This is a genomic window from Lacinutrix sp. YIN62, assembly GCF_057219185.1.
In genome coordinates this window covers 30,427-44,756 of sequence record NZ_JBXVVH010000002.1, presented here as the reverse complement: position 1 = coordinate 44,756, position 14,330 = coordinate 30,427, and the positions used below count along the sequence as shown (strand labels likewise).

Here is a 14,330-nt window from a genome sequence, read left to right as displayed (position 1 = left end):
ATTAAAAACAATATTTATTTTCGGCTTTAACTTTCTCAGCGATTTCGTTACGCAAATCTACAATATCTGGATAATTTGTATACTTCGTAAAACGTTTAAGTCCCATAAGCATCATGCGTTGTTCATCGCCTTCAGCAAAAGAAATAATACTTTCTTTCCCTTTACCTTCAACAATGCTTACGGCATTGTATAAATAGAGTTTAGACATTGCTATTTGTACCGCCTGTGCTTTCTCTCCAAAACGTTTGGCATTTTTCTCCGTTCTTAAAATGGTAGATTCCGCCATATAAATTTCAATTAAGATATCTGCCGCAGCAATTAGCAACTGTTGATGTTGTTCCATTTCTGGACCAAATTTTTGAACTGCAGCACCAGCAACCATTAAGAAGACCTTTTTTATTTTAGCAATCATAGCTTTTTCTTCAGAGAATAATTCTGAATAGTCTGGTGTTTCAAAAGAAGGAATGCCCATCAACTCTTCTTGTACAGCCATTGCGGGTCCTAATAAATCGACATGACCTTTCATTGCTTTTTTTACTAACATGCCTACAGACAACATCCTATTAATTTCGTTGGTTCCTTCATATATACGTGCTATACGAGCGTCTCTCCAGGCGGCTTCCATAGGAGTTTCTTCAGAGAATCCCATTCCTCCAAAAATTTGAATACCTTCGTCGGCACAGTTTTGTACATCTTCAGAAACAGCCACTTTTAAAATAGAGCATTCTATGGCATATTCTTCCACTCCTTTAAGTTCTGCTTCCTGGTGTGTATTTCCTGCAGCTTCGCGTAAAGCAATTCGGTCTTCGATATTTTTAGCAGCTCTATAAGTGGCAGATTCACCAGCATAGGCATTTGTTGCCATTTCAGCTAATTTTATTTTAATGGCACCAAAATCTGCAATAGGGGTTTTAAATTGTTTTCTTTCGTTGGCATATTGTACTCCGATATCTAAAATGCGACGTTGAGAATCTAAACAAGCAGCAGCCAATTTGATGCGTCCAACATTAAGCGCATTCATTGCTATTTTAAAGCCTTCTCCGCGGCCTGCCAACATGTTTTCAATAGGAACAACGGTATCATTAAAGAATACTTGACGCGTAGAACTTGCACGAATCCCTAGTTTATGTTCTTCTTCCCCTAAACTAATGCCATTAGAGGCATCATTTTCTATAATGAAACCTGTAATATTTTTATCATCTTCTATACGGGCAAAAACAATAAACACACTGCAGAATCCCGCATTGGAGATCCACATTTTTTGTCCATTAATTTTATATGTTTTACCATCTTCAGAAAGTGTGGCTGTTGTTTTGCCAGAGTTGGCATCAGATCCAGCGCCAGGTTCTGTTAAGCAGTAAGCACCAAACCATTCTCCAGAAGCTAGTTTGGGGACGTACTTTTGTTTTTGGGCCTCAGTTCCATATAGGGTAATTGGCATTGTTCCTATTCCTGTATGTGCACCGAAAGCAGTACTAAATGAGCCCGTACCACTAGAAATATAATCGCAAGTTAGTACAGTAGAGACAAAGCCCATTCCTAATCCGCCATAAGCTTCGGGAACAGCAACACCCAAAAAGCCTAAATCTCCAGCTTTACGCATACATTCTTCTGTTAAGGCGTAATCTTTAGCTTCAAAACGTGGTTTATTAGGAATGATTTCACGGTCATTAAATTCTGAAACCGCTTCTTTCATCATTTTTTGCTCTTCTGAAAAATCTTCAGGAGTAAAAACATCTTCGCATTTTGTTTCCTTAATTAGGAATTGTCCGCCTCTTAATAGTTCTTTTTCTTCCATTTCTATATAACTTATGTTCTCTTAGTCTTAATTTAAAAATTCAAATATTCCGCATGCTCCTTGGCCAGTACCAACACACATGGTTACTGCACCATATTTACCGACCATATTTTGTTTTCGCATCTCATCAAATAACTGTACAGATAGTTTCGCACCAGTACAGCCAAGCGGATGTCCTAAGGCAATGGCGCCTCCGTTAACATTAACAATATCTGGATTTAACCCTAATTTGCGAATAACGGCTAAGGATTGAGACGCGAAAGCCTCATTTAATTCGATTAGTGATAGGTCCTCTTGTTTTAATCCAGCTTGTTTAAGTGCTTTAGGAATCGCTTTTACAGGACCAATTCCCATAATACGTGGCTCTACGCCAGCAGCGGCATAATTTACTAAGCGTGCAATAGGTTCAAGGTTTAATTCTTTTACCATATCCTCACTCATAACCATCACAAAGGCAGCACCATCACTCATTTGAGAGGAGTTTCCAGCAGTAACACTTCCTCCTTGCGCAAAAACAGCTCTTAATTTAGATAAGGCCTCTTTATTGGTGCCTTTACGCGGGCCTTCATCTTTGGAAACGGTATACTTTTTTAAAGCTTTTTTTCCATTATCATCTATATAAGTTTGCGCCACTTCTATAGGTACAATTTGATCTTGAAAACGATTTTCTGCTTGAGCTTTTAAAGCTTTCATATGCGAATTGTAAGCAAATTCATCTTGATCTTCTCGAGAAACATTGAATTGATTAGCAACAGCTTCTGCTGTATTTCCCATTCCCCAATAATAATCTTCATGCCCTGCTTTAACAATGGCATCGTAATTTAATTCTGGTTTAAACCCTGTCATAGGGACAGCACTCATACTTTCTGCACCACCAGCAATAATGCAATCTGCCATTCCCGCTTGAATTTTAGCCGTAGCCATTCCTATAGTTTCTATTCCAGAAGAACAAAAACGGTTTACCGTTACGCCAGGAACATCTACAATATCGAGTCCCATTAACGAAATTAAACGGGCCATATTTAGGCCTTGAGAACCTTCAGGCATTGCATTTCCTACAATAACATCGTCTATGCGTTTAGGGTCTAATGTTGGCAGCTCTTTCATCATATGTTTAATGGTTTCTGCGGCCAACTCGTCTGTTCTTTTAAAACGGAACACGCCTTTAGGTGCTTTACCAACTGCGGTTCTATATGCTTTTACTATATATGCTTGTTTCATTGTTTTAGTTTCTTAAAGGTTTACCTTTTGTTAACATATGCTGAATACGCTCTAAAGTCTTACGTTCTGTACATAAACTTAAAAAGGCTTCTCGTTCTAGGTCTAATAAATATTGTTCGCTTACTAATGTGGGTTCCGATAAGTCTCCACCAGCCATTACGTATGCTAATTTATTAGCTATTTTATGGTCATGTGCACTAATGTAGTTGGAAGCTTCCATTGCATCTGTCCCTACCAAGAACATACTTAAAGCTTGTTTACCAAGAACTTTTACATCTTTACGTCTTACAGGTTGTGTGTAACCTGTTTCAGCCATTAGTTTAGCATATGCTTTTGCTGTTGCAATTTGTCTGTCTTTATTAACAACAACAATATCTTTTCCTTTTTGAAGGATACCTAAGTCGTATGCTTCGTAGGCAGATGTGGCAACTTTAGCCATCCCAATGGTTAAGAAATACTCTTGCAAAGTATTTAATTCGACATCTCCTTTTTTAAAGGTGTCTGATGCTCTTAAAGCCATTTCTTTAGACCCACCGCCGCCAGGGATAACTCCAACACCAAATTCTACCAGCCCGATATACGTTTCTGCCGCAGCCACGACTTTATCGGCATGCATTGAAAGTTCACAACCACCACCTAAAGCCATTCCATGAGGCGCTGCTATTGTTGGGATAGAAGAATAGCGCATGCGCATCATTGTATCTTGAAAGTATTTTATAGCCATATTTAGCTCGTCATATTCTTGCTCGGCAGCCATCATAAAAATCATTCCTATATTTGCTCCAACAGAAAAATTTGCGGCTTGATTTCCTACGACTAAGCCAGCAAAATCTTTTTCGGCTAAATCAATAGCTTTATTTAATCCTGCTAAAACATCGCCTCCAATAGTATTCATTTTGGATTGGAATTCTACATTTAAAATACCATCGCCTAAATCTTGAATAGAAACGCCAGAATTTTTAAATACTTCTGTTGTTTTTCTAATGTTATTTAAAATGATAAAAGCATCTTGACCTGGTATTTTATCTTGAGATTTTTTCGGAATGTTATAAAAATATGTAGCACCATCTTTAATAGAGTAAAAGCTATCGCTTCCAGATTTTAGCATATCTATAACCCAATTTGCAGGTTTTAAGCCTTCGGCTTCCATTATTTCAATTCCTTTTTCAACGCCTATTGCATCCCAAATTTGGAAAGGACCATGTTCCCAGCCAAAACCAGCTTTCATAGCATCATCAATTTTATATAGTTCGTCAGAGATTTCAGGTATACGGTTTGAAACGTATGCAAATAAAGACGCAAAACTTTTTCTGTAAAAGGCACCTGCTTTATCTTTTCCATTGACTAATACTTTGAAACGGTCTACAACGTTATCTATAGATTTTGTTAATTCTAAAGTTGCAAATTTTGCTTTTTTTGCAGCCCGGTATTCTAAGGTATTTAAGTCTAATGATAAGATTTCCTTTTTACCTTCGGCTGAAATGGTTTTTTTATAAAACCCTTGTTTGGTTTTACTGCCTAACCATTTGTTTTCTAGCATTGTATTGATGAAATTTGGGAGTTTAAATAATTCCAAACGCTCGTCATCTTTACAATTTTGAGCAATGCCATTGGCAACATGTACTAATGTGTCTAATCCTACAACATCTACCGTTCTAAAAGTAGCAGATTTTGGGCGGCCAATTACTGGGCCAGACAATTTATCGACTTCTTCTATGGTTAAATCCATGTCTTTAACAGTATGAAATAAACTCATAATGCTAAAAATACCAATTCTATTTCCAATAAAAGCAGGAGTGTCTTTGGCAATTACAGACGTTTTTCCTAAGAATTTTTCACCATAACCATTTAAGAATTCTAAAACAGAAGCATCGGTTTTAGGCCCAGGAATAATTTCAAATAGTTTTAAATAACGTGCAGGGTTAAAAAAATGGGTTCCGCAAAAATGTTTTTGAAAATCTTCACTACGGCCTTCACTCATAAAATGAATGGGAATACCTGAGGTGTTAGATGTAATTAAAGTACCTGGTGTTCTGTGTTTTTCAAGTTTTTCGAAAACACTTTGTTTAACATCTAATCGCTCTACAACGACTTCCATAATCCAATCTACTTCGGCTACTTTAGCGATATCATCTTCAAGATTACCAGTAGTAATGCGATTTTTAAATGCGGGATGGTAAAGTGGTGCAGGTTTAGACTTTATAGATGCTGTTAATGCATCATTTACTAAGCGATTACGGACAATTTTGTCTTCAAGAGTAAAACCTTTGCTTTTTTCTCTGGCATTTAATTCTCTTGGAATGATGTCCAATAATAGCACATCTATACCAATGTTGGCAAAGTGACATGCAATACCGCTTCCCATAATTCCAGAACCAATAATTGCGACTTTTTTAATTCTACGTGTGTTCATATTATTTTAAACAGGTTGTTTTGGATTGTATATTTTCTTGTTTGAGATCAATTCGTTTATTACTTCAGAAACTTCATAGAAATGTTTTAATTTTTCTTCAGAGATATTTTTTCTAACCGTTTCGTTAAAAATGAGAACACGATCTCGAGAGTACTCTCTTTTTTCTCGACCAAATTCTGTGAGGTGAATTAAAACACCTCGACCATCGTTAGGGTTTGGTTTACGTTCTATTAACCCTAATTCTTCCATTCTTTTTAATATACGAGATAGACTAGTCGCTTCCATTCCCATAATTGGCCCAAGAGAAGTAGAGGGTGTACCATTTTCTGGATCGATACTTAACAGTGTGAATCCTGTGGCCATTGTAGAGTCAAACTTAGCCGCTTCTTCGTTGTACATTTTATTAACCGCTAGCCAAGTGGTACGTAATATGTAATCTATCGTTTTTTCTTTCATATTTAAAGAATACTATTTTGTTAGATTCCCAAATATAAAAAAAAATACTATGCATGCATAATAAATAAAGAAAAAGATTCAGCTAAACTAAAAAAAGAAATGGGTTAATTTTTAAGTTTATTCCAAGACGTAACGAAATCTTTATTGTATAAAATTTCGTCTTTATTGGGGTCTATTTTAGCTAACCAATTTATTTGCTTAGGACTTAGGTAAGTTAAGGGGGCATTTCCATTTCCTAAAGCACTATTTATTTTTGTTTTTTGAATTTGGCTTAAAGGTAAGTATTTTAATAAGCTATTTTGTAAATAATAATCTTCGTCTTTTTTAGACCAAGTAAATTTAGCTTTGCTAGCCTTTACGGGTTCCATTTTATTTAATTTAGCAAAGGAGTCCAATGCTTCTTTAGAGATTTTTGAAGCATCATATTTTACTTTTACAGCTTCACCATTCATAAAGCCTGCCTGTGTTAGTAGCACCCCATCTTGAGCGCCTAATTGTTTTTCGCCAGTCCAGAAACAGTACATTTTATAATGTGTTTCTTTTAAGTTAGGGGTGTTAAGATGTATAGAAAGTTCTTTCCCTAAAATATTTAAATATTCTGGAATGTTCTTTTTTTCAATAGTTAAAGCTTTAATAATTGCCTTATATAAACCTCTTGAGGAATAATCGCTAGCTATGCGACTGACTATGTTTTTTCCATTTTTGTCAACAATGCGTACAACAGGGTTGTTCCAAGTGGGTTCATTATACTTTTTTAGGACTGCTAAATCTTTTCCTTTTTTATTGTTAAAAATAGCTAATGGGATAAATTCATTTTCAATAGCTTCTGTCAGTAATGGGTTGCTCAATACATTATGACCGTAATTTCTACAAGTTGCACAACCAGGGACTTCTTGAAATAATATTAAAATGGGTTTGTTTTCTTTTTTAGAAATTGAAAGCGCTAAATTATAATCACGATACCAACTTATTGTACCTAATTCTTCATTTTGATTTTGTGGGTTAGTACGTTCTTGCGCATGAGTATTTAAGAAGAATATTGCGGCGCAAGTATATATAAAAGCCTTTATAGTATAATTCATAGTCCTAAAAGTTTTATTAGCATAAGTTAAGTCTATGCTCGCTTTATAAGCTTACAAAATGAAACGTTAAAGCTATAGAAAACAGGGCTAATAATTAAGTAAATGTCTTTTGTTCTTTATAAAAGAACTTCTATAATATTGATCATATATGGGCTGATAAAATTTCCTAAAAATACAAGCTCAATCTATTTTTCGATTAATATTTTCTTACTCATAAGAGGAGGAAAAGATTAAGAAAATAATAAATTTTATAACACATTGTTAAGGATAAATTAAAATTATCACTATTACTAAAGAATGTATTACTTTTGTAATAGATAGTATTACTATCATTAATACTTGTAAATATTGAATTATGCAAGAACTGTTAAAGAATATCAAAATTCAGGTTAATGAAAAAACATATCTTAAAAATCCTGAAACATCAGAATTAGGTAAGCGTATAATCGAGCACAGTATTATACTCATTGACGAGATTGGTTTTGAAGCTTTCACTTTTAGGAAACTAGGTGTAATTATTTCGTCTAATGAAAGTTCTATATATCGTTATTTTGAAAATAAGCACAAACTTTTATTGTATCTTACTTCTTGGTATTGGGCTTGGATGGAATATAAAATAGTTCTACAGACTTATAGTATTCCTAATTCTATTGAAAAACTTAAAAAAATTATTTTGATTATAACAGCCAGAACTAAAAGGGATTCAAATTTTTCTCACATCAATGAAAAACTTTTAAATAAGATCGTAACTAATGAGTATTCTAAATCACTTCTAACTAATGAAGTTAATATTGAAAACAAAAAAGGATTTTTTTCAATACATAAACGACTTATTTCACGTATTAAAGAAACAATTGTTGAAGTGGATAAGCTCTATCCGTTTCCTGCTTCATTGGCAAGTACGCTTTTGGAAGGCTCATTACATCAACAGTTCCTTGTAGATCACTTTCCAACCGTTACAGATTGTGGGAAACAACATTCACCACAAGAGTTTTATACGCACTTAATTTTAAATACGCTCAAAAAGTAAATTAGATGAAAAAAGAAATGAAGCCTTGGCAGCGTTTTATAAACTTACTCAAGCTGGATAAAAGAGATATTAGACAAATTTTTTATTACGCTGTATTTGCTGGATTGGTTGCTCTTACGCTACCGTTGGGTATACAGGCTATTATAAATCTTATTCAAGGTGCACAAGTATCAACTTCTTGGGTAGTACTCGTTGTGCTTGTGACATTGGGTGTTGCTCTTCAAGGGGCGTTGCAGCTAATGCAGATACGGATACTCGAAAATATTCAGCAAAAGATATTCACAAGATCTTCTTTTGAATTTGCATACCGTTTTCCAAAAATAAAATGGCATGAACTAAGGCATGACTATCCGCCAGAACTAGCCAATCGATTTTTTGATACTTTAACTGTTCAAAAAGGATTATCTAAAATTTTACTTGATTTTCCAGCGGCAATTTTACAAATATTGTTTGGTTTGATACTTCTCTCGTTATATCATCCTTTTTTTATCATCTATGGTTTGTTGCTTTTAATATTGGTTTATGTAGTATTCAATTTTACGGCTAAAAAAGGTCTAGAAACAAGTCTTAAAGAGTCTAAATCAAAATATGCAGTTGCTCATTGGCTCCAAGAAATAGCACGTTCACTCACGAGTTTTAAACTTTCTGGACGTACTTCACTCGCAATGGAGCATAATAATAGGTTAACCGAAAATTATCTAGAAACAAGGGAGAGTCATTTTAAAATATTGATGACTCAATTTATTCAAATGATTGGTTTTAAGGTTTTAGTAACCGCAGGATTATTACTTATTGGCGGGCTACTTGTACTAAATCAGCAAATGAATATTGGACAATTTGTAGCGGCAGAAATAATTATCCTTTTAGTCATTAGCTCTGTTGAAAAACTGGTCACAGGATTAGAAAGTTTTTATGATGTGCTTACATCTCTGGAAAAAATAGGACAATTCGTTGATAAGAAACTAGAAGAACAAGAAGGAACAAATCCATTTTTACAAAATAATATGACTTTAGTGACTTTGAACAATCTTGGGTATCTAACCAAAGATGGCGATACTATTATCAACAATGTTAATATTAATTTAGAGCATAAAGACAGATTGTTAATTGAAGGACCGTCAGGTTCTGGGAAAACGACACTTCTTAAAATACTTTCTGGCTTAATAGCACCTTCAAGTGGGGCAATCTATATAAACGATCATAGCTTTAAAGGCATGAATATTAATACATACAGGTCTCAAGTAGGGCAAATACTTCCAGAGCAAATGCCTTTTGAAGGGACTATACTTGAGAATATAACATTTGGAAATAAGACCATTTCAATAGATACAGTAAATAAAATTATAAAGGGTGTTGGTTTACAAGAATTTGTAAGAAAGCAAGCAAAGGGAATAAATAATAAAATTTTATCTCAAGGCCAAAGTTTGCCACATACCGTTTCTAAAAGAATTCTATTGGCTAGAGCCATTGTTCATGCACCAAAAATTTTATTACTTAAAGATGCCCTCGAACATTTTGATCCAATAGAAGCAAAACGTTTGATAGCGTATTTGGCTAACCCAGATCAACCATGGTTACTTATAGTTGCTGGAAAAAATGAAGACTGGAAGGTCGTTTGTAATAAAAAGTTACGTTTAGAATTAAATAAATAGACTTAATAATGCTTAATATATCTCATAATCAATTAAATAAAAAAGTAAATATTGATAATTATTCTGCTTTAGCAAAAGTACAAAAGGTAAAACACAATAAATATTTTAATTGCTTTTTGCTTGCATTTGCGATTATAGGCTTTATTATACTCTTTTTACCTTGGACGCAAAACGTTACAGGAGCTGGTTATGTAACAACGCTTGCACCAGAACAGCGGCCACAAACAATTCAATCACCTATTCCTGGTAAGATTGAAGAATGGTTTGTTCGGGAAGGCGATTATGTGGCAAAAGGAGATACTATTTTATTTGTTTCTGAAATTAAGAATGAATACCAAGACCCACGACTTGTAGAGCATACTATTGCGCAACGCGATGCAAAAAGTAATGCCGTTATATCTTATAAGGATAAAGTTAGTGCGTTGGAAAATCAAATTAATGCACTACAGTCTGAGCGCAAATTAAAAATAGAACAAGCCGAAAATAAGCTAAAACAAGCACAATATAAGGCTAAGGGTGATAGTATAGGCTTGGTAGCTGCAAAAACCAATAAAAGCATTGCTCAGAAACAGTATAACAGAACGATTACCTTACAAACCGAAGGCTTGAAGTCAAGAGCAGATGTTGAAGGGAAACAGTTAAAATTACAAGAGACAGAAGCAAAGTTAATTAGTCAAGAAAATAAACTGTTAGCTAGTAAAAATGAAGTAATAAACGCTCGGTTGGATATTAATAGAACCGCTACAGAATATGCCGAAAAAATAAGCAAAGTACAGAGCGATAAGTTTACAGCAAGTTCTGCACAGTTTGATACAGAAGCTCAAGTCTCAAAATTAGAAAATGCTTATGCTAATTATAAGCTAAGGGATAAAATGCGTTACATATTAGCCCCTCAAAATGGATATATTAATAAAGCAATAAAATCTGGAATTGGAGAAACTTTCAAAGCAGGAGAGCAACTGGTAGGGATAATGCCAGCCGATTATGATATTGCTGTTGAAACATTTGTGGCGCCTATTGATTTACCTTTAATTCATGTAGGCGAAGATATAAGAGTGCAGTTTGATGGTTGGCCTGCTATTGTATTTAGTGGTTGGCCAGACGCGTCTTTTGGAACATATAGCGGGACTGTCGTTGCCGTTGAAACATTTATAAGTTCCAACGGAAAATTTAGAGTCTTGATTGCGCCTAAAAAGGGCAGCGAACAATGGCCTAAGAATGTACGTGTTGGTTCTGGTGCTCTTACTATTGCCTTACTTCAAGATGTTCCGATTTGGTACGAATTATGGCGAAAACTTAATGGTTTTCCTCCAGATTATTATACGTCTAATCTTGCAAGTAATGAAAAAAGAGCTAAGAAATGAATGCATATAAAATTAAATTTTTAGTTATAATATTTATCTGTTTTTCAAAACTTGTATTAGGGCAAGTACACGATAAATACTTAGAAGATCCTCTAACTGAAATATTACCTTTTGAAGAATATCTTGGCTTTATAAAAAAACACCATCCATTAGTTAAGCAAGCCAACCTTACTTTGAGTGTTGGTGAAGCTAATCTACTGAAAGCAAGAGGTGGTTTCGACCCCAAAATTGAAGTGGATTATGACCGTAAAAAATTTAAGGATACTGAATATTATGATCAATTAAATGCTACTTTCAAAATCCCGACCTGGTACGGTGTCGAATTAAAAGCTAATTTTGAGCAAAATAGTGGGCAATTTCTAGACTCAAGTCTTAGTGTTCCCGAGGATGGTCTTTATAGTGCTGGCGTTTCATTTTCACTTGCGCAAGGGTTTTTAATTAACGACCGAATGGCAGCGCTAAAAAAAGCGAAGCTCTTTGTTAGGCAGTCACAAGCCGATCGCGAGCTTTTGTTAAACGATATACTTGCAAAAGCGAGTAAGGCATATTTTGAATGGTTACAAGCGACAAACGAGCAAAAAATCTATGCCAATTTTATTGCTAATGCACAAGAAAGAGTAATAGCTGTAGAACGAAGTGTTGCGGAAGGAGCTATAGCCGCTATAGATTTTACAGAAGCAAGAATTGCATTTCAGAATAGAAAACTTGAACTAGAAACGGCCACATTAAACAGAAGAAAGGCAGCACTTAAAGTGAGTAATTATTTATGGCTTAATGGTGTTCCTTTGCAATTGGAAGAAACTGTTTTACCAAGGGGTCTTGAAATTGAAATGCTCGAAAGTATTTTAAATATTAATTCGATAGCAACTGAAGAACAGCCCAGTGGTAATCACCCCAAAATATTAAGCTTACAAGCTAAAATAGATGGTCTTGAGGTGAAACAAAAGCTTTACAAAAACAAGTTATTACCAAAGATTGATTTGCAATATAATTTCCTTTCAGAGAACTATGATAGGCTTAATAGTTTTAATACGGCAAATTATAAAGCTTTTTTAAATGTGAGTTTTCCATTATTACTAAGAAAAGCACGTGGTAATCTTAAATTATCCAAGTATAAAATTCAAGATGCCGAATTTGAACAAGATGCAATAATTTTGGAATTAACCAATGCATTGAATGCTATACGGTTTGAAATAAGTTCATTGAGCGCACAAGTTGCGCTAATTAAAGAAATTGTAATAGATTACGAGACGTTAGTAAATGCAGAAACACGAAAATTCTCTTTAGGCGAGAGTTCGCTGTTTTTAATAAATATACGTGAACAAAAATTGATTGATGCTCAATTAAAAGCGAATACCCTATTTATAAAACAACTCATATCATATGTTTCATACTTCAAAGTCTTAGGCATGTCGGATGTAACTTTGAAATAATTTTATGTCTTGATTTCAAGCTTGTTATGTCGTTTTTTTTATTCCGCATTTTTACGCGAATGCTTCTACCCAATGAAAAAAAAGAGTACGCCATCACTTTTGAGAAAAATAAAAAATACTATAGGTGAAAAGTGTAAAAACGTATTTTGTATATTACATTAATATAACATTTTATAAAAAACGAAAACCAATGAAAAAAACGAATTACATTTTACTAGTCATCTTCTTTTTGTCTTTTAATTTTATAAAAGCACAAGAGCAGGGTAAAGCATCTAAGTTTAATTTAATTGGATATGGAGGTATTGGATATGGAATAGTAGAAAATGATAACGAACCCAATTATAATCTGAATAGCAACAATGGAGAGGTCCTTTTAAATTATAACATAAATCAAAAAATAGGAATAGCCACAGGAATCGGAGTGAATGAATTAACAGGAAATGGATTTAATTCTGGAGGTAATTTTTATCACGAAAGAACGTTACTAAAAATTCCATTATTGTTTACTATGAACTCTAAAGTGTCTGAAAAAATTAAAGTCTTCGCTAATTTAGGTTTTTACGGACAAACTATAATTAACGATGAATATCGCTTTCTTAGCAATATTAAAGAAGACGTCTATGAAGGCTGGAATTTTGGAGCGCAAATAGGATTTGGATTTGTATTTAGAATGCTCGATAATTTTAGTACTGGTATAAGTTATAACGGACAATCTGATTTTAGTAAATTTGAGGCAAAGAATGCTGCAGGAGTAAATGATAAACAGAAGATGAAAAACTTAAATACAATTGGAATTGTATTAATGATTGAACTATAAAAGCGAATATAATAAAGCAAGGTCTAAAACATAGCTAGCAAATTTTAAAGTTTAGGATTTTGACTTTTTTTACTAACGATATTTAGTAGGCTTATACTTAAGTCGAATAAAATAGATAAATTAATGAAGCCTTTATTTTCTTTTATAGTATTCCTATTTTCTTTCGCTGTAAATGGACAAACCTTTCATACAGAATTTAAGTATTCAGAACCTTTTAATAACGGTATCATAATTCAAAATAGTTACCCTAAAGGCGGCCAAAAATATACCGAGCCTATTAGTGGTAAAGAATATACGTATGTAGTATTTTGGACTTGTATATCTAATACATCAGTTTCAAGTATCTCATTAGAAATAAAATTCCCGAAGACTTCATTTATAACCCGCTTATCACCAGATGTAAACTTTAATTTGTATTTGCCAAAAGAAGAAATGTCGCTTGAAAAAGAGTACTTGTACAATTATGGTTTAGACATGAAATCTTTTTTAGATAACAATATTAATAAACCTTCAGAATTAAGAGTAACAATTCGGCAAAATGAAACGTATCAGTTTTATACCGTTGCGGTTTCCAATAAAGGGGTAAATGGTGTTATTAGAGCAGGGTTTGAATTAAAAGAATGTGATTTAATTTATAAAATTAATAACCACAAAATTAGTTGCGGACAGATTGTTACCAAAAGATGAACTAAATTGAAAGCGAAGCATCTTGCTATTTAAATGCAGTTTTAGTTTTATGTGTTTGATTATTAATTGTTTGATCGTTATTGTTCATTTACTCGTAAATGCTCACAGTTAATAAAAAAATGCTTAAATTAGAGAAAGATTAAGAGTTGTTTTTACATAGCATAGGATGATGTAAGCCTTATTTTAATTAAAAACGTATGCTAAGCTTCAATTTTTTATTTTTAATCTAAACATCAACTTTAGTTTTAAGGCGGGTTATTATAGTTAAAAAAATAGTACCAGCTATTTATAATAGCCTTAAAAATGAAAAAGAATACTGTGTAACATGGCCTCATATAGTTACATAACAATGCGGACAATCAATAATTTTTAAGTAT

11 protein-coding genes are annotated in these 14,330 nt (G+C 33.6%); 6 read left to right on the top strand and 5 right to left on the bottom strand.

The window, feature by feature from the left end:
- Position 1 precedes the first annotated feature (1 nt).
- From AC2D8I_RS01640 to AC2D8I_RS01620, 5 genes are all read right to left on the bottom strand, one after another.
- Positions 2-1,798 (bottom strand): acyl-CoA dehydrogenase family protein, encoded by a 1,797-nt coding sequence (locus AC2D8I_RS01640; protein ID WP_484704248.1) that lies wholly within the window; start codon positions 1,796-1,798, stop codon positions 2-4.
- Positions 1,799-1,825: 27 nt separating this feature from the next.
- Entirely contained in the window at positions 1,826-3,019 is a 1,194-nt protein-coding gene (locus tag AC2D8I_RS01635) for an acetyl-CoA C-acyltransferase (RefSeq protein ID WP_484704247.1), read from the bottom strand.
- Positions 3,020-3,023: 4 nt separating this feature from the next.
- On the bottom strand, positions 3,024-5,432 hold the full coding sequence (locus tag AC2D8I_RS01630) for a 3-hydroxyacyl-CoA dehydrogenase/enoyl-CoA hydratase family protein (RefSeq protein ID WP_484704246.1): 2,409 nt from the start codon (positions 5,430-5,432) through the stop codon (positions 3,024-3,026).
- Between the two features lie 6 nt (positions 5,433-5,438).
- Positions 5,439-5,888, bottom strand: a complete 450-nt coding sequence (locus tag AC2D8I_RS01625; protein WP_484704245.1) for a MarR family winged helix-turn-helix transcriptional regulator — start codon at positions 5,886-5,888, stop codon at positions 5,439-5,441.
- A gap of 104 nt (positions 5,889-5,992) precedes the next feature.
- On the bottom strand, positions 5,993-6,970 hold the full coding sequence (locus AC2D8I_RS01620) for a VPGUxxT family thioredoxin-like (seleno)protein, type 2 (protein ID WP_484704244.1): 978 nt from the start codon (positions 6,968-6,970) through the stop codon (positions 5,993-5,995).
- 355 nt (positions 6,971-7,325) lie between these two features.
- Here AC2D8I_RS01620 and AC2D8I_RS01615 point away from each other — a divergent pair, with 355 nt between their 5' ends.
- The 6 genes from AC2D8I_RS01615 to AC2D8I_RS01590 all read left to right on the top strand — a co-directional run bounded on the left by AC2D8I_RS01615 (position 7,326) and on the right by AC2D8I_RS01590 (position 13,953).
- Complete coding sequence (locus tag AC2D8I_RS01615; RefSeq protein WP_484704243.1) at positions 7,326-8,000, top strand: TetR/AcrR family transcriptional regulator; 675 nt, start codon at positions 7,326-7,328, stop codon at positions 7,998-8,000.
- A gap of 5 nt (positions 8,001-8,005) precedes the next feature.
- The gene (locus AC2D8I_RS01610) at positions 8,006-9,652 is read left to right on the top strand and encodes a peptidase domain-containing ABC transporter (protein WP_484704242.1); all 1,647 of its coding nucleotides are present in this window, start codon (positions 8,006-8,008) and stop codon (positions 9,650-9,652) included.
- An 8-nt stretch (positions 9,653-9,660) separates the two neighbouring features.
- On the top strand, positions 9,661-11,016 hold the full coding sequence (locus tag AC2D8I_RS01605) for an HlyD family secretion protein (protein ID WP_484704241.1): 1,356 nt from the start codon (positions 9,661-9,663) through the stop codon (positions 11,014-11,016).
- Positions 11,013-12,449, top strand: coding sequence for a TolC family protein (locus AC2D8I_RS01600; protein ID WP_484704240.1), 1,437 nt, complete (start codon positions 11,013-11,015; stop codon positions 12,447-12,449). Before AC2D8I_RS01605 ends, AC2D8I_RS01600 begins: the two co-directional genes overlap by 4 nt.
- Positions 12,450-12,639: 190 nt before the next feature.
- On the top strand, positions 12,640-13,266 hold the full coding sequence (locus AC2D8I_RS01595) for an outer membrane beta-barrel protein (protein WP_484704239.1): 627 nt from the start codon (positions 12,640-12,642) through the stop codon (positions 13,264-13,266).
- 123 nt (positions 13,267-13,389) lie between these two features.
- The gene (locus tag AC2D8I_RS01590) at positions 13,390-13,953 is read left to right on the top strand and encodes a hypothetical protein (protein WP_484704238.1); all 564 of its coding nucleotides are present in this window, start codon (positions 13,390-13,392) and stop codon (positions 13,951-13,953) included.
- The last annotated feature ends 377 nt before the right edge of the window (positions 13,954-14,330 follow it).